Origin of the sequence: Microcoleus sp. CZ3-B2, from assembly GCF_036705055.1 — a bacterium.
In the GTDB taxonomy this organism is placed as follows: Bacteria; Cyanobacteriota; Cyanobacteriia; order Cyanobacteriales; family Microcoleaceae; genus Microcoleus.
Window position 1 is genome coordinate 1 of sequence record NZ_JAUBTN010000040.1, and the last position, 23,277, is coordinate 23,277.

The 23,277-nt window shown below is 46.2% G+C and carries 21 protein-coding genes; 7 read left to right on the plus strand and 14 right to left on the minus strand.

From position 1 onward, the window contains the following. Nucleotides 1–202 precede the first annotated feature (202 nt). Both QUA97_RS17940 and QUA97_RS17945 read right to left on the minus strand, forming a co-directional pair. Nucleotides 203–2,275: an iron uptake porin gene (locus tag QUA97_RS17940; protein ID WP_194071193.1), complete on the minus strand. Its 2,073-nt coding sequence runs from the start codon at nt 2,273–2,275 to the stop codon at nt 203–205. A 20-nt stretch (nt 2,276–2,295) separates the two neighbouring features. After that, on the minus strand, nt 2,296–2,478 hold the full coding sequence (locus QUA97_RS17945; protein ID WP_194071194.1) for a hypothetical protein: 183 nt from the start codon (nt 2,476–2,478) through the stop codon (nt 2,296–2,298). Between the two features lie 708 nt (nt 2,479–3,186). Between QUA97_RS17945 and QUA97_RS17950 the strand changes: the two genes are divergently transcribed. Further along, entirely contained in the window at nt 3,187–4,311 is a 1,125-nt protein-coding gene (locus QUA97_RS17950; protein ID WP_333195424.1) for a hypothetical protein, read from the plus strand. A 316-nt stretch (nt 4,312–4,627) separates the two neighbouring features. Here QUA97_RS17950 and QUA97_RS17955 read toward each other — a convergent pair whose 3' ends face one another. From QUA97_RS17955 to QUA97_RS17975, 5 genes are all read right to left on the minus strand, one after another. Next, nucleotides 4,628–6,685 (minus strand): hypothetical protein, encoded by a 2,058-nt coding sequence (locus QUA97_RS17955; protein ID WP_333195426.1) that lies wholly within the window; start codon nt 6,683–6,685, stop codon nt 4,628–4,630. Nucleotides 6,686–6,861: 176 nt separating this feature from the next. Continuing rightward, nucleotides 6,862–7,149: a type II toxin-antitoxin system RelE/ParE family toxin gene (locus tag QUA97_RS17960; RefSeq protein WP_194069524.1), complete on the minus strand. Its 288-nt coding sequence runs from the start codon at nt 7,147–7,149 to the stop codon at nt 6,862–6,864. A gap of 6 nt (nt 7,150–7,155) precedes the next feature. After that, the gene (locus QUA97_RS17965) at nt 7,156–7,437 is read right to left on the minus strand and encodes a hypothetical protein (RefSeq protein ID WP_194069523.1); all 282 of its coding nucleotides are present in this window, start codon (nt 7,435–7,437) and stop codon (nt 7,156–7,158) included. 70 nt (nt 7,438–7,507) lie between these two features. Further along, nucleotides 7,508–8,929 (minus strand): CHAT domain-containing protein, encoded by a 1,422-nt coding sequence (locus QUA97_RS17970; RefSeq protein ID WP_333195428.1) that lies wholly within the window; start codon nt 8,927–8,929, stop codon nt 7,508–7,510. Nucleotides 8,930–8,974: 45 nt separating this feature from the next. Continuing rightward, nucleotides 8,975–9,181: a hypothetical protein gene (locus QUA97_RS17975; RefSeq protein WP_333195430.1), complete on the minus strand. Its 207-nt coding sequence runs from the start codon at nt 9,179–9,181 to the stop codon at nt 8,975–8,977. Between the two features lie 393 nt (nt 9,182–9,574). On the opposite strand from QUA97_RS17975, the gene QUA97_RS17980 reads away from it, so the two are divergent. The 4 genes from QUA97_RS17980 to QUA97_RS17995 all read left to right on the plus strand — a co-directional run bounded on the left by QUA97_RS17980 (nt 9,575) and on the right by QUA97_RS17995 (nt 14,584). Then, complete coding sequence (locus tag QUA97_RS17980; protein ID WP_333195431.1) at nt 9,575–10,219, plus strand: hypothetical protein; 645 nt, start codon at nt 9,575–9,577, stop codon at nt 10,217–10,219. Nucleotides 10,220–10,249: 30 nt separating this feature from the next. Beyond that, on the plus strand, nt 10,250–11,200 hold the full coding sequence (locus QUA97_RS17985; protein ID WP_333195433.1) for a DUF1822 family protein: 951 nt from the start codon (nt 10,250–10,252) through the stop codon (nt 11,198–11,200). 29 nt (nt 11,201–11,229) lie between these two features. Next, the gene (locus QUA97_RS17990) at nt 11,230–13,689 is read left to right on the plus strand and encodes a CHASE2 domain-containing protein (protein ID WP_333195435.1); all 2,460 of its coding nucleotides are present in this window, start codon (nt 11,230–11,232) and stop codon (nt 13,687–13,689) included. A 64-nt stretch (nt 13,690–13,753) separates the two neighbouring features. Then, entirely contained in the window at nt 13,754–14,584 is an 831-nt protein-coding gene (locus QUA97_RS17995) for a DUF928 domain-containing protein (protein ID WP_333195436.1), read from the plus strand. 143 nt (nt 14,585–14,727) lie between these two features. On the opposite strand, the gene tsaB is transcribed toward QUA97_RS17995, so the two are convergent. The 3 genes from tsaB to QUA97_RS18010 form a co-directional block, all read right to left on the minus strand. Next, entirely contained in the window at nt 14,728–15,435 is a 708-nt protein-coding gene (tsaB, locus tag QUA97_RS18000) for a tRNA (adenosine(37)-N6)-threonylcarbamoyltransferase complex dimerization subunit type 1 TsaB (protein ID WP_194069517.1), read from the minus strand. Between the two features lie 2 nt (nt 15,436–15,437). Next, nucleotides 15,438–17,150, minus strand: a complete 1,713-nt coding sequence (locus tag QUA97_RS18005; protein ID WP_333195438.1) for a serine/threonine-protein kinase — start codon at nt 17,148–17,150, stop codon at nt 15,438–15,440. Nucleotides 17,151–17,509: 359 nt separating this feature from the next. Next, nucleotides 17,510–17,758 carry a Ycf34 family protein gene (locus QUA97_RS18010; RefSeq protein WP_194069513.1) on the minus strand — a complete coding sequence of 83 codons (249 nt, stop codon included), beginning with the start codon at nt 17,756–17,758 and terminating at the stop codon, nt 17,510–17,512. Nucleotides 17,759–17,866: 108 nt separating this feature from the next. Between QUA97_RS18010 and QUA97_RS18015 the strand changes: the two genes are divergently transcribed. After that, on the plus strand, nt 17,867–19,120 hold the full coding sequence (locus tag QUA97_RS18015; protein ID WP_333195440.1) for a CCA tRNA nucleotidyltransferase: 1,254 nt from the start codon (nt 17,867–17,869) through the stop codon (nt 19,118–19,120). A gap of 193 nt (nt 19,121–19,313) precedes the next feature. Here the strand turns inward: QUA97_RS18015 and QUA97_RS18020 are convergent, their stop codons facing one another. The 4 genes from QUA97_RS18020 to QUA97_RS18035 form a co-directional block, all read right to left on the minus strand. Continuing rightward, complete coding sequence (locus QUA97_RS18020) at nt 19,314–19,664, minus strand: DUF952 domain-containing protein (protein ID WP_194069509.1); 351 nt, start codon at nt 19,662–19,664, stop codon at nt 19,314–19,316. A 35-nt stretch (nt 19,665–19,699) separates the two neighbouring features. Further along, nucleotides 19,700–19,897: a hypothetical protein gene (locus QUA97_RS18025; protein ID WP_194069507.1), complete on the minus strand. Its 198-nt coding sequence runs from the start codon at nt 19,895–19,897 to the stop codon at nt 19,700–19,702. Nucleotides 19,898–19,933: 36 nt separating this feature from the next. Beyond that, entirely contained in the window at nt 19,934–20,371 is a 438-nt protein-coding gene (locus tag QUA97_RS18030) for a cupin domain-containing protein (RefSeq protein WP_442922539.1), read from the minus strand. A gap of 512 nt (nt 20,372–20,883) precedes the next feature. After that, nucleotides 20,884–21,654 carry a cysteine hydrolase family protein gene (locus tag QUA97_RS18035; RefSeq protein WP_194069501.1) on the minus strand — a complete coding sequence of 257 codons (771 nt, stop codon included), beginning with the start codon at nt 21,652–21,654 and terminating at the stop codon, nt 20,884–20,886. Between the two features lie 115 nt (nt 21,655–21,769). Between QUA97_RS18035 and QUA97_RS18040 the strand changes: the two genes are divergently transcribed. Next, nucleotides 21,770–23,179, plus strand: a complete 1,410-nt coding sequence (locus QUA97_RS18040) for an amidohydrolase (protein WP_194069500.1) — start codon at nt 21,770–21,772, stop codon at nt 23,177–23,179. Nucleotides 23,180–23,277: the final 98 nt, after the last annotated feature.

The window sequence follows — 23,277 nt, forward strand, 5'->3', positions numbered from 1 at the left end:
AACAACTAACAACTAACAACTAACAACTAACAACTAACAACTAACAACTAACAACTAACAACTAACAACTGCCAACTCACAACTGCCAACTCACAACTGCCAACTCACAACTGACAACTGCCAACTAACAACTACCAACTGACCAATAACTAAAAGCGGCAGTCGCCTGCCGCTTTTAGTTTTAACTAGATATCAGGAAACCTTAGAAACTAAAGGTTGTCCGCAGGACTCCTACCCAGATATCGTCATTATTTCTGTTGTTTTCGGGATTCAGAATCACGTAAACGCCCGGTGTCACCGCAATAAAGTCATTAACTTGGAAGCGATAGAAACCCTCCAAGTGATAAGAGGTGTCGCGGTCTCTGGCGACATCGCTTTCAGTAACTTTTGGCGGGATGCCGGCGATAAAACCGAGGAGGTTTCCAGGCTTACCAAAATCTGGCAGCGCCAAGAAAACAGCACCGTTCTGAACAGTAGCGTCATTGTCTGCGCCCCGTTCTTGGTGAGCCTTGGTGTAACCGTACCAACCGCCAAGCTGGAAGCCGCGGCTGGGTTTTAAGTTAAGTTGTACGCCAAAGTTATCTGATGCGGTGGATGTTTGACCGAAGGGCCGGTTAGCCAAGGAACTGCCAGTACCGCCCATGATGCCAACATCGCCACCCCGATTGTATTTCCGGGTGTAAGTTGCGCCAATATCAATAGCTTTGCCGAGAGAGAAGTTGAGCTGACCCAAAGCGCTGAAAGAACCGTTGAAAACGCCCCGGCCGTCGGCTGGGTTGGGAGCGTCGCCGTCGGAGGCAAGATAGGCAACTGTGGCTTTCACTGGGCCCAAGTTGTATTTGATAGCAGCACCTGCTCCTTCGGGGCCGCGGAACACTGCCGGGTTGTAACGTCCAAACCTGGATAGAGCACCGTTGCCGCTACTTTCCAAGGGAGCAGTCAGCTCGGCAACGTCATCGAGCCTCAGTCCTTTCGGGCCCAACCATACTGTAGCGTTGCCTACCGGAAAGCGATACCACACTTGATCGAGGGAGAATTGGTTGCCGTCTTCGCCGTCGATGGCGAGGCGAGCCATGTTCGTACCGGCGGTGTTGGCTGTACCGTAGTTGGCGATGTTTCTAGCTTGCAAGCGGGTTCTGAGCAAGTCTCGACCGCTGAAGCTGGTGTTGAAGTTCAACCGCACCCGGTAGCCGAGGTTGGTGGCCGTTTTGTCGTCCCGCAGCCCAACACCATCTCCGAAGGTGTCGCTGGCGAGAAAAATGGCTTCTCCTGAGAGTTTGGTAGTGGTGGAGAACTGGTTAGCTTCGAGTTCTGCGGTGCGAGCTTCTAGGCCATCTACTCGTCCGCGCAGGGTAGCGAGTTCGGCTGCAAATTCTTCTTGCAGGCGTTGCAGGATGGCTAAGTCGTCTTTGGTGACGAAGGTACCTGTTGACGAGCTAATTAGTTTGGTTACTTGGTCTAAGCAGGCGTTGACGCCGGCTGCAAATTCGTAGCGAGTCAGGGCGCGGTTGCCGCGGTAGGTGCCGTCGGGATAGCCTGCGATACAACCGTAGCGTTCGACTAGGGATTGCAGGGCTTGGAATGCCCAGTCTGTCGGCCTTACGTCGGATAGCTGAGAGACCGATGTCACCTGGGACATGGTTCCTGACTGTTGTGCCGGCAGGGCTTGGGGTGTTGCTGGGACGATCGGGCCGCCCATTCCTCCGGGTACTGTCTGAGCAATTTCTACCTTAGTAGCTGGGACAGTAGCTGGGGGGAGAGCGGTGGCAGCCGGTTCTTCAATTTTTGCAGCGGTGTCTGTGGGGGTGCTTTGCACTGCCAAGTCTGATGCTTGGGGCGACGGTTCGGCTGTGTTCGCTGCCGCCACGGGTTCAGTCGCTGCCGCTGTGGTGGCGGGGGCGATTGCGATTGGGGCTGCTGAGTCGATGTCGCTTTCTGCTGTTTGCAGTGCTGTTGCCCTGGTTTCTGGTTCAATTTTTGCCAGTTTGTCCGGCTGTTTTTGTGCGTCGTCCGAGTTGGCGATCGGGGTTTGGGCCGCCGGAGCGATGCTGTTTAAAGCCAGCTTTTCTGGGGCGGCAGGGGCTGCTGCAACTGGTTCTGCAACTAATTCTGCAACTGATGCTGCAATTTTTGATTCGGATGACTTTGCTGTGGCTAGCTGGTTGGCTTCAGCGGTTGCGGTCGCTTCTGCTGCTAGGGCTGCGGTACTGACAACTGATGATAGCCCCAGAATAGCGGGGGATACTAGCAGTAAATTCCAAAAAGTTCTGTTCATTTTCCTCACACCTTCACACTCTATTCAACTCGATCGAGAATTCCCAACTTGTAATTTTTGTGGTTGCTTGTCTGCTGAGAATAACTGCCAATAGAATAGAACCTCTCCATAGCTGCTGACTCACAGTTGGGGTGTCTAGTTTCCGCTTGAACGTAGGGGCTGGGCTTTTCTACGGCAAGGGCATCAATTCTGGTCAAGTCCACATTACATTACGGTTGATTATACCATCACCGGGCGACGTACCCACACGCTATGCGAAGCATACAGTCTGGGCTTCCCGTTTCAACCGCCGCTGCCTCTACCATTTTTGAATGATGTTGGTCTTATGCAGCGTATGGAGGTTTGACAAGCCATCTTGTCCTCACTCCCATCGCACGGGGTGCGTGGGATCCGGGCAGACTCCCTGCGCCCCAAGGAGTTCATTTCATCTCTCGATCGCCAGACTTGCTTTAATTGCTGTAGCTGCGATCGATAATTGGTGGTGCGGGTTCGGCCACAATCTGCCTCAAACTGACTGCTACCCTGAGTCTTCGGCTACGCCAGACTTAATAGACAGTTATCAGGATAGGATCGGGGCTGCTTGTCGCCTCCCTTATACAGCTTTCGAGCCAAATATGTCAAGCTTTTTAACCTCACTTTAAACCCTGCGACCTTTGGCGGGGCGATTTTCGGGCCTGCTGGGAGCCAGCGGGCTTTCATAACTCGTAGATGTACCCTAGAAAAGCCAAATTTCTGGCTTGACCAATTTGGCTTTTCTGACGATCCCAAGAGTCGGGACTTGCGCGGGCGATCGTCATGTTTGAGACAAGCTGTCGCCCGGTTTAATTAACCGCTACTTTAACACAATTTTTGGGTGTTCTGAGTGCGGCTGCAATTGGTGTTGCTTAATATCCAATCGCGCCGAGAATGCTGTGTTGCTTGAGATACAAACTCTACCCAAATTTTATAGCGATTTGATGGCTGTTTTTGGCGGAGGGCGATCGCAGGAATTTAATGCTAAGCGGGCGAAAATGCACAACTCAAAAATAGTGCTGTCGGAACAAAAAAACCAAAGGCTGCGGGTGGAAGTTTTAGTAAAAGAATTAGGGGTTAGGGAAGATTTCGGTATTATTATTGCTTGCGGCGACCAAGATTATCTGTTTGCGAAGGGTTGCTGTGCTAGCATCCGATATTTCCTGGGAGATGTGCCGATTTGTCTGTTGATTGACGGTACGTTTTCTGTAAGTGCTTTGGAAAAGTCCTACGGGGTGCGAGTAATCGATCGCACAACCGTTTCCCAAGATGTTTTGAGAAAGAGAATTTTTGGTTGGGGTAAAACTAAAATGATTGCCTTTTGGGAAAGTCCTCGGTTAAATTTCTTGGTTTTGGATGTCGATATTATTGTTTGGGGTGATGTTCTCAAGTGTGCTAATTTTAAGGAATTTGATTTTATTGTAGACCAACCTGGTCAGGAAAATTCGGATGCAGATATTTCCAAGTTTTTCTTTGACATTCCTGGTGTTGAAAAACATTTTCCCAGTTTTAACTGGTCGCAATACCGAGCCAATTATTTCTGCACCGGAACTTTTTTTGCTAAACGCGGCATTTTTAATTTGGAAGAATACGTAGAAATTTTAGATTTTACGGTTGCAAATCCGGGGATATTTAAGTACGGAGAAATGGTTTTTTTAAACTTTATGATTTTCCGGGTGGCCGGGGAAAGTCGGCTGCGGGTGCAGAGTGTGGATATGCAGTTTTTGATGCCGGATTTTGACCGGGATTTGGTGAAAAAGCGGTTTCCGGTTGAGTCAAGCGGGCCTGCGGGCGATCGCGCCTTGGCGACTGTGATTCATTGGTGCGGGCCGAAACCGACTTTATCAACATCTCAAGTTTACTCGGAACCGATGAATTTTTGCCGCCGCAAGTGTCAGGAGGATGTTTGGAACCGCAGGGGTTTGGCGGCCCAGATGTCGCTGCAATTTGAGGATTTGCAGCGATCGATCTATGTGTACAATAATAAGTTTAAGAAGAAGTTTCGGCAGTTGGCCGGTAAGTAGATAATATCAATTCCGGTTGCACTCCTGGGGAATTGTTGACTGTTGACGGGCGGGCACGCACCATCCACCGCCCCTACTGAGTATTAATTGTTGACTCGATTTTATTATTCCGATGCAACCGGAAACGATATAAAAAGTTGGGCGCGGGGGCGAGAAACCGGGAATATTCTGAGATTTCTCGCCTCCATTTCCCGATTTTTTTGCAGTAATACCAAATCAGGGTTAGCTACTGGCTACGATTACTGATTTCGGAATTTTTTAACCGCAGAGAACGCAGAGAACACAGAGAAAGAGAAGAGAGAGATGAATGCAGGGTTCACTCATCCAGGGGCAAAAGGGGGCCGGCTGGGGGCAAAACTTGGCGGTGAACGCTGATTTTGTGACTTTCTCGCTGAGTTTGCATTTCTACGGCGATCGCCTCAAATTCGACTTCCATGCAGCCGTAGGGAATTTCTAACTCGATACTTGCTCTGACATTTCCCAAGCCGTTAGGTGTAAATTCGGTAATCCAGCGCGGCCCGTCGAGAATCAGGTAGCTTTGTCGATCGAATACCCAAACTTTCACATAAATCCGGGGCATCAATTCCGGCAGTTGCACTTTCACTGTTACAGCTTGGCCCGCGAGGATTTGGGCGCGCGGCAATTCTAAGACGGGCATCGGTACTAACTCGTCTTCTGGCAAAACGTAGGGAGTTGGCCCAGTTGATTCTTCGAGTTTTGTGGTTTTTTGAGCAACTTGTTTCGGCTGTGGGGGCTCGTCAAAAACTACAAATTCTCTGGATTCCGGGCCAATATATTTGGGCTCGGAAATTGTTTTCCCGATCGCCCGTTGCTGTAATGTTGGGCTGCTTTCTTCCACTACGGCTATGGTGTCGCTGCTATTGGCGGCTTTTGGAGTTGGCGACAGGGTGGTTGCTTTGAGCCATTCGGGGGATTCGCCGTTGCTGGCTAGGGAACTCAGTCGCGACCAAAATCTATTCTCGACGTTTAGGGTTTGAAATGCCTGTTTTGAGGCTGGTGGCGGGGTTTCTGGGGCTGTTGTTTCTGGTTCCGGGGTGTTTTCGGGTTTTTTGTCGATCGCTCGATCTTCGGCCGTTTCTGCGGCTGTTGGGATGTCTGAGGGTTTGGTTTGTGGGTCGATCGCCCCGGCGACTGTTTGACGGGGATTGGAGATTTCTTCGAGCAATTGCGATCGGCCCCCCTCGGGCAGTTTGTTACCGAATGCGGGCAATTCTAAACCGCCGGCACTTGCAGTTTGGCGGGAATTCAGTTGAGGCGGTAAGGGTTCGTTTGTTGAAACTTCGGCAGGGGATGGAGGCTCTAAGGATTTTTCTACTAGCTTGAGAAACGATAAATTTGTGGTCTTCCGAGGCTGTTTTGAGGCTGTTGGGGAGAGTTCGGCTTGATGCTTTTCTTCGATGAAATTTTCTTTAATTACTTCTAGAAGGTGCTCTAAACGGGCGGTTATTGTAAATAGTTTGGTGGCTAGGGGAACGCCTCCGCTGCTGAGTATTGCTTCTCCTAAAATTAGGCGACTTTTGCACTCGCTGGGGATGTAGGTGACGCAGGCAAAGATGCAGGGGGGAGCTTGTTCTGGCATCTGCTGCTGGATTTGGGCGAGTATTTTTGAGGTTTGGGGGTCGCGCAGGTAGATTTGTATTTCTGCTGAACCGATGAGTTTTTTGAGTTCTTCTGTTTGTGATTCAGAGATGAGATTTGCTTTTTTTCTGGTTGTTTGGGGTGGTTGGGAAATGTCGATTTTGCCGGAAATGACTAAGGGGCGGCCGAGTTGGGTGACGAAGGTTTCTCGATCGAGTATGAGTTCGAGTTCGAGTTTGACTGGGGGTTGGGGCGGAGGCTCCGGGGTGGTTTGGGGATTGGGGAATTGGTAGATTTTGGGAGGCTGCGGTGGGGCTGGGGGTTGGGTTGCAGGACGATCGACCGGTGCTGCGATTTGTGAGTCTGAGGGGATAGTGGCAGGTTCTGAGGTGTCGATCGTCGGCGGTAGGGGTTCGGAGGTTTCCGATTCTGCGGGCAATACTTCCAATTGCACGCCGTACTGCCAAGGTTTTGCTGGTGTCGATCGAGGATCTGGCAAGCAGGAGAGTTCCCACATTCCCGGTTTGAGTCTGGTGTAGGGAATGATCACGACTAATCCTTCGGGGTTGGTGCGTGCCGATCGGCTTTGGACTTTCCGCTGCGGGACTACTCCCTCGAAGGATGTGTAGGTGACGCGAATTTCGATGTCGGTGTTGGGGTGCTGGATGCGAGCAACGACGCGGTATTTGCCTTCTAGAATTTCCACGTCGGCGGTTTCTAGGGGCAACCAGGCGCGATCGCCTTCTTTCTGCAGTAAAAATTCTAGTTTTTTCATCTTTTCTTTTCTCTAGAAGACCCCCGCTATGTTGCTGAAAGGTTTGCGGTACGCGGTTTTTTTGCAGCTACAGGAATTGAATTACTATATGTTCTACAGTTTATCACCTCGATCGGTCAAGAGTTACGTTCAGAAAGATAGATAGGCGATCGAGAAGTCGGCATTTGGCTCGCTCGCTAAAATTGTCCTTCTATATCCCGCGATTGATGCAGGACTCTCACAATCTCGACTTTTTCTAGGAGAATTCTGTAGAAAATAATGTAAGGTTTGACAGGAAAACTTCTCAATCCTGTGAGGAGTTCATTTCGCTGTCGCCCCATATTCGGAAATTGGGCAAGCATGGGAAAGCGATCTAGCAGTCGCGCCAGTTGGCGATCGGCGGCAATTTCATCCTGCTGTCCCAAATAAATCCATATATCTTCTAAATCTTTTTCGGCTTGCTGGGAAAGGCGATAACGATTCACAGGTACTTACTCCTGTTTTAGGCGTTGTTGCCCCCGTTGTTTGATAGTCACCAGAAGATTCGGCAGACAAGAGTCATCATACTCTGTATATTGTCCTGTCTGAAGCTGCCCGGCGCCGATAGCGATTTCCTGCTTCAGAGTTTCTCGATCGACCTTTGTAGTGTCTGAAGTTTGATTTGGAGTTAGAAGTTTATGGATCAGGATGTGGCGCTCTTCCTCGGTGAGAGCGAGGATAATTTGGGTGAGGGTATCGATGAGTTGAGTGTTGATCGTGGTTGCTTGGGTCATATGCGATCGGAGAATGGTTGCATTAGAGGAGGGATAACGTTATTTTAACTTAGCCATTTTCAGTCAGAATTTACCAAGGACTGCCGATCATATTAAAAGCTGCCCAATAATAAGGATGCGATAAATCTTTGCTGTCTAGTTGAGGGACAGACAGAGGTAAAAAAACTTCGCCCCTAGAGCTTTGCAATTGACCATTATTTATGGTTAATTTACCTTCGATCGCAGCAATTTGTGCTTCCCTGAGAGCTTCAGATTTAATAATAGGAGGGTCTTTCGGCTTGTTGACTTTTAAGCGCTCGTAAAACTCGCTCATCAGCGCCAAAGTTCCCGCATCGCTGACGTACCACAAACTGGCGAGGGCAGATTTTGCTCCCGATTGCAGCGCTAAACCGGCAAATCCGAGTTCTGCTTCTTTGTCTCCCAAGGCGGTTCTGCAGGCGCTCAATACTAACAGTTCCAGAGGCGGATTGTTCCATTTTAAATCTCTCATTTGATCGAGTCCGAGTCTGGTGTCCCAAAATTGAATGTAAGAGTTATTGGGAGCTCCGGGGCGAAATTCGGCGTGGGTGGCGAGGTGGATGATGCCGTACCTTTGTTGCAGGCGCTGCGATTGCAAGTTGACAATGGTAAAATCTTCGTTGAGAAAAGATTTACCTGGCCACTCTTGGACGATCGTCCTTAATTCTAACGGGACTGCCGGTAGCGGTTGTTTGTTCGCCGTTTCTGAGAAAATAGATGCTCCCATTGCTAAGACTTGGGTGTTTTTGAGGTTGGCGTAGTTAGTGTGGGTGAATTTGAAGGCGGGGATGCGGGCGAGGCTGTATTTTTGGATCAGAAATTGCTTTCCGTCGTGCATTGCTGCTAGGGGTACGGTTCGCAAACCTTCGCCGACACAAAACAGCAAGGTTTCAATTTTTGCTATTTGCAAATCTGTTTCTAGGGGTGCAATTATCCATTGATAAAGTTGTTGGGCTCCTTCTAAATAGCTGGTTGTGCTGAGTTTGGCGGGGTTGGTAATTTCGTTGTTGAATTTTTTGACTGCTGACAGTAATGTTTCTTGTTTGGCGGATGGGAGGCTGCGGAGAATTGGCGGGCGATCGGGCAATATCAAGATTAATTCGAGTTGGTCTGTGCGCGGGATGGCGTAAATTAAAGCTGGTTTTTTCTTGGTTTGAGCTGCTAGACGGGAGAGGGTTTTTGATATTGCTTCGGCGGTTTTTGCACGGGCCCCAAAGTCTTGTTGCAAGTATTTTTGATAGTCTTCTTCCCAGTCTTGTTCGATTCTGGTGACGGCTTCGGTGAGGTTTCCGCGATCGAGCAAATTTCTCATTTCTTGCCCGTTAAGCCCGCCTGGGTCTGCGTTTTGGGCAATTGTAGGGAGGTTCGCGGTACTCCAACAGAAAAATATTGCTGTCAAACAGTAAAAAATAGCTGTTTTAAGTTTTTTGGCAGTCGCGTGTTTTTGAGGCTGCTGCGGGGATTGTTGGTGCATGGTTTTGAGGCGGGTATACCATTTTTGATTTGCAACGATTGAGAATCACTGACTAAAGCTGCATTTTTTTGCAGTGGTATTAACGGCGCATTTGGCGACAGCATCTTTTTCGGAGTGTAATAAGCGTTTTTGGAAGTGCGATCGTCCTGTGCTGGCGAGCTCGATTATAGCATTCAAGACAAATGCCAAATATTTCCCGTAGGGTGTGCCGCCTTCCCTGCAGCTCGATCGCCCAAAACCAACCCCAAACATCTGCTGTAGGGTGCTTAGGAACGAAAATTTAATAACTTAAACACCTCCTACAGTCCTCTCTCTATCCTCTAAGCCTTCCTCGCCTCAGAAGCATTACCAGGCTCTTCCTGGTAAGTAGCAACAAGCCTAATCTCTTCTGCCGGCTGAAACGTCCGCACTGCTGGATTCCTGACGCACCAACACCAGTGACAGCACCCAAAAATTTGCGAGTTATGTAAAGTTTTGTAACTTTTGCAGAAGTTTTGCGTAAAAATCCCAGATCCCCACAGATAGACAAATAGAGGGCTATGCAGGAGGATGGGCGCCAGTCAATCTCGATCGGCTTGTTAACCAATCTCCGGCCACCTGCATCCGCTTTGCCGACTATTTTTTTGAGTACCCTTGGAACAAGAGATGCCTACTAAGGATGAAATTGACGATCGGCTCAAACAGCTAGCCATAGCTGCTCAAAATCACCAGCCTAAAACTTTAGGGCAACGGCTAGCTATGACCAATTTTATGGCGGAGGTTGAAAAATACAAAATCGTTAAATGTCCCAGAAATACAAAATTTACCCCCGAAATTTATCGGGCAATTTGTGCAGAAGCCAAATCGGACTTAACGTTGCGAATTTGCCGGGAAATTCACAACTATCGACCTGAGAAAGAAGTCAGTCAGTGGGTCAACTTCTTGATGCTTAAATGTTTTCAGCAAGCTACGCCTAAAGTTATAGGTAAAAAAGAGTTGCTAACTGTATACTGCGGAGATATAGAGAAAGTTTTCAATCTAATTGAAAAGCAGCAAGTTCAAAATAATTTTTGTCAATTTGAAGTTGCTTTGAGCGATGTCATCCTAGAAGATCCGGGAGGTTTTTTTGAAGGCGAAGTGATGAGAAAGTACCCGCAGGTCAATTTTAAATTTTTGTTGGTGAAGAAAGTTATAAAAGATGAAAGTTGGCAGGAAATATCCGATGAGTTAGGAGTCAACGTTTCTAGTTTGAGCACTTTTTATCAGAGGTGTGTAAAGAAATTTACGCCCAGATTCAAAGAATACTTGTAGAACATTATGTACCAAAAGCAGGGAGTAATCATGAATAACACAGAAGTTGATTTAGTTTTGACAATGCCGATCGCCCCAGCAGCGCACCTGAGCGCTCAAAGGCTCTCGCAGCAACAAACAGACCCGAAAAAAGCCAAACAGGTTTATCTGAATGCTTTGGCGGTGCACGCAGTGGATTTTTACTTTCAGTGTATGGAAATAGACACTGATTTGACCGCTAGCAATATCTGGAATCCTGCGATCCAGAAATTCATGGATGTTGCAGATTTGGAGGTCAAAAATCTTGGTAAGCTGGAGTGCCGCCCTGTACGTGAGGGTGAAGAGTTTGTCTCGATTCCGGCAGAAGTGCGATCGGACAGAATCGGTTATGTTGCCGTGGAGATAGCCCAATCCCTGGCAGAGGTGAAGTTGCTGGGATTTGTCAAAAAGGGCGATCGAGAAAAAGTTCCAATTAGTAAGTTGGAATCCATCGAAAACCTGCTAGAATACCTGGACGAACTCCAGCCAAAATACTTGGACGAACTCAAACCAGTGCATCTCATTCAATGGTTGCATAATGTTTTCGACATCGGCTGGGAGGCCGCCGAAAAAGTGTTTGAATCAAGACAAAAATTCCAGTTTGATTTCAGGAGTAGTCAAACTTTAGAGATGAGCAATCCTGCTAATAATGTCACTCAGATTAAACGCATAAAAACCCTAGAATTGGAGCCTGGAGAAAGAGTTAATTTACTGCTGGGAATAATGCCAACAAATCATGGGAATCTTGATATCTTGATAGAACTTTGTCCGGCAGATAACCAAACTGAATTACCCGAAGATGTGGAATTGATAGTGTTGGACGAACGAGGAAAAAGTTTGGTGCAAGCTAGAGCTAATAAAACCGATAGCTTGCTATTCAAGTTGAGTGCAGAACCGGGAGAACAATTTAGCGTTAAAATTGCTTTGGGTGATTTCAGCCAAAGTGAATTGTTTTTCACCTAATCATCAATTATCCATAGGGGGTAAGTGTTATGAGCAAGTTAGTTTATCTCAAATTAGATGGCAATTTGCCAAGCCAAGGTTTTCGAGTTACCTTGGAAATCAAAGAGGATGACGGCGAATCCTTGGCTGACATTACTAGCATTTTACCTGCAAATCCCGAGTTAGCAGCTTTAGTAAACCAACATTGGTCTCAAAAATATCGCTCTTTGGGAATGCCTTCCCGGAACCATAAAAAAAGAATTTTTCCAGCCTTGTATTCTCTGGTAAGAGCGGGTAATAAAACAATTTTTCGCTCCAAATCTTTCTCTTGGCGAGTTAAGGTTAAAGAAGCAGACACTAGAAGTTCCTTGAAGAAATGCCAGGAATCCGGCCAGCAACTAGCAGCAGCCATGAATATTTGGCTGAAGTCAGAACAGTTTCGAGAAATTGATACGCGACTGAGAGAGAAATTAAATGATCGTGAAGATATTAGGGTATTAATTCGCACCGAAGATCCGAACTTGCACAAATTACCTTGGCAGTTGTGGGATTTGTTTGATAATTTTCCGAAAGCTGAACCGTCGCTTGGTCAATTAAACTTTGTTAAACTACAGTTTCAGAAACCTCTCCGCAAATCTAAGGTGAAAATTTTAGCTATTTTGGGAGATAGCCCTGATATTAATGTCAAAGAAGATGAGAAAATCCTGAAAAATTTGTCTCCTGATGCTGAAGTTAAAGTTTTAGTAGAACCCAAACGCAAAGAGATTACTGACGAGCTTTGGGAACAATCTTGGGATATTATATTTTTTGCGGGGCACGGTGAAACTGAGGATGGTACGGGAAAAATTTATATCAATAAAGATGATTGTTTAACTATTGATGAGCTGTGGGTTGGTTTGAGAAAAGCGGTGGATAATGGTTTGCAGCTAGCAATTTTTAACTGCTGTGACGGGTTGGGTTTGGCGACAAAATTAGATGATTTCCAAATGATTCCGCAAATGATTTTAATGCGGGAGTTGGTGCCGGATTTTGTAGCTCAAGAATTTTTAAAATATTTTCTGACAGAGTTTGTAGCTGGCAAGTCTTTGTATGCAGCAAAGAGGGAAGCTTGCAACCGTTTGGGGGATTTAGAGCATAAGTTTCCTTGTGCTAGTTGGTTGCCGGTAATTTGGCAGCATCCGACGGCGGTGCCTCTGATGTGGAGCGATTTTTTGATTGAGTCCGATGCGCCTGTTGTTGCTGAAAATTTGACGGCGGTTCCTAGGTATGAGAAAAGACCGCCAGTTAAGGGTTTTTCGCCCTTGAAGTCGGTGATTTTGGCGAGTACGGCCTGTACCGTGGCGGTGATGGGAGCGCGTTCTCTGGGGGTGATGGAGGTGTTGGAACTGTCAATGTTCGATCGACTAATGAGGCAGCGGGAATCTGAATTAATCGACAATCGGTTGCTGGTGGTGCAAGTGACTAACCAGGATGTTGACAAGTACGACTATCCGCAAACTGATGCTATTATAGCCAGGGCGATCGACAAATTACTCCAATTTAAGCCTGCAGCAATTGGTTTGAATATGCACCGAAATTCGCCAAAGGAACCGGGCAGAAAAGATTTGATTGCCCTTTTTCAAAAGAATCCCAATCTCATTGCTGTCTGCACCTACAATGCACGCAAAATCACGGAGCCACCCCCAGAATTATTGCAAAGTAAATTAGAAAATCAAATTGGTTTTATCAATTTACCGCCAGATGAAGCGCGTGACAATAAAGGTAGAAGTATTCGCCGCCAACTTCTATCTTATCACCCGAATCTTTCTAATTTCAAGGATAGTTGCAAAGCTCCGAATAGCTTAAGTTTTCTGTTGGCGGCGCGATTTTTGGAAAATCAAGGCATAAGATTGGAAAAAAACCAGAATGAAGAGTGGGTAATTGGCGGTGTTACATTCAAAAGATTAGCCTCTCGTACAGGAGGTTATCAACCGTTAAAAGAGCCAAAAGTCAGTCAAGTATTGCTCAACTACCGCGCTAACCCCAAACCAGCTTTTAAGGTGACGCTGCAAGAAGTATTGTCAGGGAAAATAGACCCGGATTTAGTCAAGGGTAAGATTGTCTTAATCGGTCATACTTCGGAAGTTTCTGAGACTGAATTCGATACTCCTTACGGTAAAATGCCGGCAGTTTGGATTCACGCTCATATGGTGAGTCAAATTCTCAGCGCTGTAATTGATAAAAGGCCGCTATTGTGGATTTTACCTCAATGGGATCGGTTTCAGTGGGGAGATGCGGTTTTTGTGTGGCTGGCTGCTGTGACTGGCGGGTTGTTGGCTTGGCGTTGGCGATCGCCCTTGCTATTGACGATCGCCAGCGGTGCTATGATTTTTGTGTTGTATCAAGTTTCTCTGATAATTCTGATTTTGGGGGGCTGGATGCCTTTGGTTCCTGCGGTTTTGGCTTTAGTTACGACCGGTGGTATGTTGTTTGTGTACGATCGCTCTTCACAATCGCAAACAAAGCTGTGACGTTTAAAACCGCGCCCGTACAGGCAAAATCCGCCTCTACGGACTGGGAGAGATGAGAGGTTTTATGTATAAAATGCAATTGCAGTTAGTGTTGGGTTTCATTTTGGCGATCGATGCTACATCAGCGATGTCAAATTCTGCTAATCTGGCTATTTTAGCAGACAATGGTTTGCTGGAAAATCATTCAAGTGCGATCGGGCAAAACGCCAAACCCAACAGCAAACCCAAGGTAAAAACACCTGTCAAGGAGCCCGACAAAAACACTAAACCAGGGGCCGGATCAAAAATATCGACAACTAACACACCACCCGATTCTAATACTAGACCTGGTGGCGGTCTCGACCCATCGAAATCATGCAAAAGCACAAATAAAATACTGGCCCTGCTAGTACCCCGCCAAAATCCCGTATTCACAACTTCTGCCCATCCTACCTTTTGGTTTTACATTCCCTATGCTGCCGAAGATATAAAAAAAGGAGAATTTGTCCTACTCACTCAAGACGAAAAAACCTTAATTTACAAAACTTCTTTCCAGCCACCTAAAACTCCTGGCATTGTGAATATTAGTTTACCTACATCTCCAAACTATGGTTTACAAACAGAGCAATCTTATCGTTGGTATTTAAGAATATACTGCAAAAACAATACAAACAATCTAGCCGATTTGACAGCGAACGGAGGACTGAAAAGGGTAGCCACAACTGCTGAAACAGACCGTCTGATTAATGCAGCCACACCTGATATTTGGTACGATTCATTGACTCGTTTGGGCAATTTGCTGTTAGCTTCTCCAAGCGATGAAAAATTGAGAAGTAACTGGAATAAATTGTTAGAGTCTATTGGGGAAAAAGAGTTAAGTCAAGAACCGCTAGCCGGCCCGGTTGTGATACCATAAATTACAATTGTAGGGTTTTTCGTCCTCCTATCGTTTCCGATGTAAGCGGAAACGATATGATACAAAAACCGCAGATTTCAGGCAGATAAACGCAGATAAACGCAGATACTTTTAAGATGTTTTTCTAATTTTGCAATTCAAGTCTATTGCCCCTTCACGGGATGTTGCCCGTAATAAGGCAAAGCATCCCACCACTCAGGGCGGCTTCCTTGTTTCCACTGCAAATAAGCCAATTCCAACACACCAGAAACCGACGCACCCAATTCGCTGCCAACTTCAATCAATCGATAGGAATTTTCCCAACTTTCCAACTTTTTCTGCCAAGATTCCGCCGTCATTACCGTATCTGTAAACAACTCAGTTACACCAGAATTACTGTTAGCTGCATAAACCGCCCCAAACAATTCCCCGCGCCCTGCAGGCATTTGCAGCGCGATATCCAAAACCTCCCCCTTATCAAGGGGTAATTCCTCACTCAAAAGCCCCCCCTTAGCAAGGGGGGGTTGGGGGGGTTCCAACCAAGCCACAGCCGCCAAAGTTGAAATCGCAAAAACCGGAATATCCAATTGTTGAGCCAAAGTCCGCGCCGTCACCATACCCATGCGAGTGCCGGTGAAACCTCCGGGCCCCTTCGCCACTGCAATAAAAGCCAAATCCGCCCAAGTTTGTGGCTGGATAAACTCGATTAAATGCTGGTGCAAATCCGTTGCTAAACTGCGGCCCAAATTCCAAGTTTGGCAGCGAGAGTCGCCGGAAAAATTGCTAATTGCTAAACCTAATTCGGGAGTTGCCGTGTGCAGGGCTAGGCCGTATTTTTTAACTGATATTCTGTCTTGGGGATTGCTATTCACGATTAATGATAATTTTCCTTTACAAAAAACAAGGGCAAAGCGACAACCAAACAACCCAAAATAACGCCAAATATTCCCGTATTTAATATTCTTGAATTACCCATACCACCAGTTATCAGAAATAGTAAGACTAAACTGGCAAATAAATTTTTATTGGCAAATTCTTTGTTTTGAGAAACTTGATGCTTGACCGTCATAAAACCAGATGCAACTATTAGTGCAAATATTGAATTAAAAATGACTATTTGAGAGCCAAAGATAAACCAAACCAAAGCAAACATTAGCGAATCGATCCAAAAATCCGTATTTTTTAACTTCGGTAGCCAAAATTCTTGGGTAGCAACAGGGGCGATTTTGTTGATTAATTGATTCTGGTGCAGTCGCACGCTTTTGTTTGTTAGTTTAATTTTGGGATCATCGATTTGCAATACTTCCTTCCACTCTGGGATGCGAGAATTGTGGACTCTTCCCAATAGCTTAATGGCTGTGATTTGATTTAACTGCAAATCGGTTAACCGGGTGGCAATTATTTGGGATAGGTGCGGGTAGTAAATGGGGTTGTCTTCGCTTCGGTTGATGACGACATTTAGTTTTTGTTTGGCTTGACTGACTTGGATTGTAACATTGTACGGGGCGATCGCATCTTGCAAAGCTTGCTGAATTTCGGCTTGCTGTTGGCGAGTGAAAAGCGACACACCGGGCGCAGGTGTCACCACCCGTTCTGCGGACGTTTTCGGCGCATCCAGCACAGGCTGTCCCTCTAAATACACCGGCTTGGGGTTTAAGTGCCGGATGACCGCTGATGCTGAATTGTAGCGCCGGTTGGTGGCACTTTGGAGCATGGTGTCGAGGATGCGGCCGAAATCGTCGCTAACAGCAGTCTTCAAATAATTTCGCCAAGCCCAAGAATCCTCGGCGCTGTCGAACAAGTCGAAGGGAGGAATGTGAGTCAGCAAGTGAATGCAAGTAACGCCCAAACTATAGATGTCGCTAGCAAAAACTGCTTTTCCCATCAATTGTTCTGGGGCTATATAAGCAGCGCTGCCGATAATTGTACCTGTTTGTGGCAAGCCGGTTGTTGTCACTTTCTTAGCTGCACCAAAGTCTACTAAAACGATATCTTTTTGGAAAGGAGAGGGTTGATAGGAACTTTCTAAGGCTGGTAAGGGAGTTGGAGATAGGCGGCGGCGAATGATATTTTCTGGTTTAATATCCCGGTGAATGACTTTGGATTTGTGGACGAAGTGGAGCACGGGTAATAAATCGTTGAGGAGTTTCCGAATTTGAGTTTCGGTGAATGCTTCTTTTTGTTCTAATTCTCTGGCTAGGTTTTTGCCGTCTATAAATTCTTGTACTAAATACTGTCTCCCGTCTTGTTCAAAATGGGCGATTAATTCTGGAATCTGGGGATGTTTTCCCAAAATTTCTAGCTGGGATGCTTCTTGCTGAAATAGTTGGGCGGCTTTTTCGGCTGCGGTGTTTTGCGGCAAAAATTGCTTGATTACGCACTGCGAAAAAATCAGGGGTTTTGTTTCATCAACTGCTAGGAAAGTTCTACCAAAGCCTCCTTGTCCGATCGCCTTTATGGTACGGTAGCGAGATGCTGATGCCGAGTTTTCGTTAGTTAACAACAATTTCGATCCGCAACTTTGGCACAATTCTGCATCCCCTGAATTTTGCGGATTCTGACAAGTTGGGTTTAAGCAATAGGACATTGGATTTTATATTTTATATTTTAGATTTTTAATTGTTTACTGTTGTTTGTTATTGGTTATTGGTTATTGGTTAGTTGTTATTGGTTAGTTGTTATTGGTTATTGGTTAGTTGTTATTGGTTAGTTGTTATTGGTTATTGGTTATTGGTTATTGGTTAGTTGTTATTGGTTAGTTGTTATTGGTTATTGGTTATTGGTTATTGGTTAGTTGTTACTGGTGAATTGTTAACAACTAACAACTAAGAGGGCCCGCACGCACCATCCACCCCCCCTACCAACTAACAACTAACAACTAACAACTGCCAACTAACAACTGCCAACTGCCAACTGCCAATTGCCAATTGCCAACTGCCAACTAACTTAAGTCGGTACGAGTTCGCCCGGCCGCAATGAGGCCCATTTGCCGGTCTCTTGCTTAAAACTTTCACAGCCGACTACATCCCATTCCATTTCTATTTCGTCTTGGCGGGGGCGGATGTTGACGTTGATGGTGGGTTCTACGGGGTCAAAATCTGGTGTTTCGGTGAGGTGAATCTGTTCGTGCTGTTCTTCTACGGCGTGGTAGGTGAAGCAGCGGTCTACATAGTGGCAGTTAATACAAATACACATTCTTGATATCCTCTGTGCATTTCAAAAAAATTGGTGAATTCTGAGCTTTCTGTTAATCTAGCTTAGCAAGAGTTTAATGGTTTGTAAGGAAAGTAGATTTTTGTTGCGATGCCGATTAATTTGCCAACTGCGCTATCTCCTGAGACTTGGCCGTTCGATTTGGAACTGCTGACACCGCCTGTTTATCTGGTGGGCGGTGCGGTGCGGGATGCGCTGCTGGGACGCCGATCGCACTATTTTGATTTGGATTTCGTTATGCTAACACGGGCGGTGAAGACTGCTCGAAACATTGCCGATCGCACCAAAGGCGGATTTGTCTTGTTGGATGCGGAACGACAGATTGCGCGGGTGGTGTTTGCGGGCGGTACGGCGGATTTTGCGGAGGCTTTGGGGGGGAGTCTGGAGGGGGATTTGTTGCGCCGGGATTTTCGGATAAATGCGATCGCCTGCAATCCTTTTACCGGAGAAATCATCGATCCTTTGGACGGTCAAACTGATTTGCGGTTGGGTTTGCTGCGGATGATTTCGCGATCGAATTTGGAAGACGATCCGCTGAGGTTATTAAGAGCTTACCGCCAAGCGGCGCAGTTGGGTTTTGCGATCGAGCCGGAAACTTTGGAGGCGATTCGAGAATTAGCGCCGCTGTTGAGTCGGGTGGCGGTGGAACGGGTGCGGACGGAATTAGGTTATTTGTTGAGCAATCATAACGGTATTCCTTGGATTTGTCGCGGTTGCGAAGATGGTTTGTTTTCGATTTGGTTTGCAAGTGCGATCGACCGTTTCGATATCTTGACAAAAATCGACTCCTGTGCTGCTGATTTGGCAGCAATTTATCCAGACTTGGGGAGAGAATTTGGGCGATCGATTCGAGATACAATTAAAACGCCGTTGTTGGCAGTTGGGAAGTTAGCTATTTTAGCAAATTCCGACCCGACAATCGCTGAAACAGAGTTGCTGCGGTTGAAGTACAGCAATGCAGAGATTAAAAGTGCGATCGGGCTTTTGAAATACTTGCCCAAACTGCAAGCAAAACCGATTGCAGAAATGTCCCTGCGAAAACAATATTTTTTGTTTCGGGATGTAGGAATAGTATTTCCAGTTTTAGCAGTTTTAGCCCTAGCCGCGGGAGTCGCAGTTGATGATATTTCCCTGCTAATTAATCGCTACCTCAATGCCGATGACATTATCGCTCATCCCACCCAATTAGTTAGCGGCAATGAATTAATGGAATCTTTGAAAATTCCCAGAAGTCCGCTCATCGGTCAATTATTAATGGAGATTCAATTAGCGCGGGTAGAAGGGATAATTGCGACTCGCGAAGAGGCGCTGAAACTGGCCGCCGACTTGATTGAAGTTGATTAATATTTGGGAAATATCGCAACAACAATCTTGCTAGAAGCCAGTTTACCAACCATCTGTAATTCACATCCCAAATATCTAGAAACTAGCCCCAGCGACAATCAGTAAATGCGCCTACATTAATCTGCGTTGCATCTGTGTTGCACCTGCTTGACATCTGCAGTTGAATTATCAATCAAAAAACAATGCAATAAGTTTATTTAAGGCTGGCTGTTAATTCCGCCGGCAATTGAAACTTACCATCTGCACCCGCTTCCAACTCAAAAAATTGCAACACAGCATCAACATTCAGCGGCCCGTAAATGTGGGGGTAATCTTCACCAGCGGCAAATTCATACTTAACTTCAGATTCCACTTTCTCCGAATCAATCCACAGCAGCAACAATCCTGTTTGTCCACCAAAAAATTTATTAGCAGATTTCACAACTTGCGGCAAAGTCGAACAGTGGATAAATCCTTCAGTATCTAGCGTATCCCCGCGATAGAATTGCACTTGTTTGGCTTGTTCCCACTCTTGGCTGCGGGTGATGTGAAAGATAACGCTCATAATTAGATTGGTTTTAAGTGCGACTGGTACAAAACTTACAAATGCGGGGTCAAAAACTCGGTTTCTGTACCAAAATATTTCGCTATTAGCGACAATTTTTCAAAGAAACCGGATTTTTTGCCTTCGTTGCGCCGCAGTACAATTCGACAAGGAAAACTTCCGCCGCAACTTACTGTCAGCGTCTTAATTTTAGCACCGATCGCCCGCGCTGCACCCGGAGCCGCGCCAGTCATTTTTTCTGTTTGCTGACGGTAATCCTCACTAGAAACTTAGCACGCCACCAGTACATCCGATCGCCCGAGAACCCTCATATCTTCCTCATCGAGTTCCACTGGCGTACCGCTGCGAATTAGTTCCACAAAATCCTCATTCGGCACCATAATGCACAAAGTGTACAAACGTTCATTGCCCGTATTTTTAATTACATGAGTACCGGTTGGAGGCACTAACAAACTATCACCCGGTTTAATACTAACTGTTTTGCCGTCGCAGGTTGCTTCCCCTGTTCCTTTGAGTACAAAAAACATTTCTACTGCAAATTGATGGCGGTTAGGAGGAGTTTTGCCACCCGCATCGAAGATTTCGATGCAAACAGTTAAGGAAACATTAGCTATTACCGGATCGAAGACGATAGCTAATCTATTAGTATCGCCCGGACTGATGCGAAATGCTTGGTAATCTTTCGGAGATTTCATCACCGGAATCATGCACTGGTTTGTCATTTTTTTTATTGTTAGTTATGGATGAAGTCAGTAGTTATTGGTTGTTAGTTATTGGTTATTAGTTATTGGTTATTGGTTATTGGTTGTTGGTTATTGGTTATTGGTTATTGGTTGTTGGTTGTTGGTTATTGGTTGTTGGTTATTGGTTATTGGTTATTGGTTGTTGGTTGTTGGTTATTGGTTGTTGGTTGTTGGTTGTTGTTATTAGTTATTGGTTATTTGTTATTGGTGGCCACTCACAAATAATATCAGACAAATAACAATGCTATAGAGGCCCAATGCTTTTTGCTCCGATTCTCAATGCCCAATGCCCAATGCCCTGTTTGGCCAATGCCCAATGCCCTGTTTGGCCAATCCCTCCGCTTCGCTCCGCCCAATCCCTCCGCTTCGCTCCGCCCAATGCCCAATGCCCAATGCCCAATGACTACTAACTAATGACTAATGACTAATGACTAATGACTACTGACTACTGACTACTGACTACTGACTACTGACTGTTATTTAATTGCTTCTAACATAGCCTGAGAATCCGACAAAAAACCAAAACATTGTTTAACATTATAAAGAGTAGCTTGCCAGCAATACTCTGGAGATGTGGTAGCTGTACAATCTTTGACTAAAATACAGTCGTAACCGAGGAAATTAGCATCTTGCAGTGTAGCCATGACGCACTGATCGGCGTTTACTCCTCCGAAGAAAAGTGTAGTTTTGCCGAGGTTTCGCAATATACTATCTAAAGGAGTATCCCAAAAGGCGCTCATCCGATATTTGTCAATGCAAATATCCTCTGGTTTTTGTTCTAATTCATCGACAACCTGCGCCGCCCAACTCCCCGCCATCAACACAGATGCGCCGTTTTTTGGCAGGGGATCTCCCAAGCCTACGCCGTCGCCGGTGGGATTGTAAACGTGGCGGGAAGCTGCACTAATATTCAGTAAATCGGGGCGGTTTCCCCAGTTAATCCAAATAATTGGCATTGCGTGCGATCGCAATTTGGGCAGCAATTTTTTTAAAGGATTAATTGGAGTTTGGGCGGGGGTTATATCCACGCCAATATGTGCTAGCCAACCGTCGGGGTGACAAAAATCATTTTGCATATCTATCACCAACATTGCTGCTTTTGCTAAATCCAAACGCAGGGTTTTCGTTTCTGTTTCTAGGGTAACAGGTTGAGGCGCGATCGGCGATCGGGTGATGTCGGCAATTTTTTCATCAACTTTCCAAGCATTCGGCGGCACGCCCAAGGTACGGAGAGAATCAGGATTCATATTTTACGTTTAAGTCGATTGACTTACTTAAGGTTAGCAGGCACTGACTAGAAGATTAAATGACATTAAACATTACAATAGTAATAGATGTGAATTCACCAGAAGGGGTCAATCTGTGAGCTTTACAATTCAAAATGTTTTAATTCCCGTTGAGGGTGGTTATGAAACCGCAGACGTGCAGGTGGCGGATAATTGCATAAGTGCGATCGCCCAAAATTTAGAGGCTGTGGGAACAGTAATCGACGGCACTAATAAGCTGCTGCTACCCGGTTTTGTCAACGCCCACACGCACTCTTCCGAAATGTGGCAGCGCGGCATCATTCCCCCTTTGCCGCTGGAATTGTGGATTGCCGAACTGTACGATTTTACACCTTTAGATCCCGAACAAGTTTACTTGAGCGCCCTCGGTACGGCAGTAGAAACATTGCTATCTGGCGGCACCAGCGTAGTCGATCATTTAGTTTTAATTCCGGGGCAAGAATTAGAGACAATCGCCGCCGCAGTTCGTGCTTATCAAGAAATTGGCATCCGCGCGTTTATCGGGCCATTAATTCAAGATGAATCCCTGACAGCGGGAATGCCTGCGGGTGATAGCACTATCGAACACAGGGCTTACATTCGCTCGACAAAGGCAACTTTGGAATTAATGGAATCAGCCATTAAACAGTTTCATAAGCCCGAAATAGGTGTTAATATGTTGTTGGCACCGACGGGAATTCAACTGTGTTCGGATGCTTTGTTTGAAGGCTGCGTCGATTTGGGCGATCGCTACAATCTTTGCCTGCACGCCCACCTACTAGAAACCTCAGCCCAAAAACAACTAGCTCAGGAAAAATACGGTTGCAGCGCCGTCGAACACCTGCAAAAAATCGGTTTTTTAACTCCTCGTACTTCCTTAGCCCACTGCGTCTGGCTGGAAGATTCCGACATCGCAATTCTAGCAGAAACTGAATCGACTGTTGTACACAATCCCCTCAGCAACCTGCGGTTGGGAAGTGGTATCGCACCGATTTTGAAATACCGCCAAGCGGGAGTCAATGTATCTTTCGGCTGCGATGGCGCTGCTAGCAACGATTCTCAAGATTTGCTAGAAGCAATTAAAATGGGTTCGATTCTACACAATATCACGGATTTGGATTACCGCCACTGGATTACACCGCGCCAGTCTGTAGCAATGGCATCGCAGGGCGGAGCGAAAGGCTTGAATGTCGCCGAAGAAATCGGTTCGCTGACAGTTGGGAAAAAAGCCGATTTTGTGCTGTACGATTTAACCAGTTTATCATTGTTGCCGCGCACCGACCCGATTGGTTTGCTAATTTTGGGTCGTCCGACAAATGCGGTAAACAGTGTTTGGGTAAACGGCAAACAAATTGTTGCTGAAGGTAAGGTGACAACGATTGATGTTGATGATTTGAGGCGGGAATTATTCGATCGCAGCGAGTGGAGTAGCCAGCGTCAATCGCCAATGGTGGGCGAGATTGAAGCGCACTACCGCCAAGTGATGAAATTGCCTGGTTATTCTTAGGGGGAATTGCAGCAAAATTCGGCGGTTGAAACCTATCCTGTACAAACAAAACCCGACGGGAATTGAATAAATTAAGGTGCTCGCGTGCTCACCCTACA

Bases quoted from the DNA above. Each gene is read 5' to 3' on its own strand.
- QUA97_RS17980 (WP_333195431.1), top strand. From the start codon at position 9,575: ATGCCTACTAAGGATGAAATTGACGATCGGCTCAAACAGCTAGCCATA.
- QUA97_RS17990 (WP_333195435.1), top strand. From the start codon at position 11,230: ATGAGCAAGTTAGTTTATCTCAAATTAGATGGCAATTTGCCAAGCCAA.
- QUA97_RS17970 (WP_333195428.1), bottom strand. From the start codon at position 8,929: ATGCACCAACAATCCCCGCAGCAGCCTCAAAAACACGCGACTGCCAAA.
- QUA97_RS18020 (WP_194069509.1), bottom strand. From the start codon at position 19,664: ATGAGCGTTATCTTTCACATCACCCGCAGCCAAGAGTGGGAACAAGCC.
- QUA97_RS17975 (WP_333195430.1), bottom strand. From the start codon at position 9,181: ATGTTTGGGGTTGGTTTTGGGCGATCGAGCTGCAGGGAAGGCGGCACA.
- QUA97_RS17995 (WP_333195436.1), top strand. From the start codon at position 13,754: ATGTATAAAATGCAATTGCAGTTAGTGTTGGGTTTCATTTTGGCGATC.
- QUA97_RS18030 (WP_442922539.1), bottom strand. From the start codon at position 20,371: ATGATTCCGGTGATGAAATCTCCGAAAGATTACCAAGCATTTCGCATC.
- QUA97_RS18035 (WP_194069501.1), bottom strand. From the start codon at position 21,654: ATGAATCCTGATTCTCTCCGTACCTTGGGCGTGCCGCCGAATGCTTGG.
- QUA97_RS18010 (WP_194069513.1), bottom strand. From the start codon at position 17,758: ATGTGTATTTGTATTAACTGCCACTATGTAGACCGCTGCTTCACCTAC.
- QUA97_RS17985 (WP_333195433.1), top strand. From the start codon at position 10,250: ATGAATAACACAGAAGTTGATTTAGTTTTGACAATGCCGATCGCCCCA.
- QUA97_RS17965 (WP_194069523.1), bottom strand. From the start codon at position 7,437: ATGACCCAAGCAACCACGATCAACACTCAACTCATCGATACCCTCACC.
- QUA97_RS18005 (WP_333195438.1), bottom strand. From the start codon at position 17,150: ATGTCCTATTGCTTAAACCCAACTTGTCAGAATCCGCAAAATTCAGGG.
- QUA97_RS18015 (WP_333195440.1), top strand. From the start codon at position 17,867: ATGCCGATTAATTTGCCAACTGCGCTATCTCCTGAGACTTGGCCGTTC.
- QUA97_RS17940 (WP_194071193.1), bottom strand. From the start codon at position 2,275: ATGAACAGAACTTTTTGGAATTTACTGCTAGTATCCCCCGCTATTCTG.
- QUA97_RS18025 (WP_194069507.1), bottom strand. From the start codon at position 19,897: ATGACTGGCGCGGCTCCGGGTGCAGCGCGGGCGATCGGTGCTAAAATT.
- QUA97_RS17955 (WP_333195426.1), bottom strand. From the start codon at position 6,685: ATGAAAAAACTAGAATTTTTACTGCAGAAAGAAGGCGATCGCGCCTGG.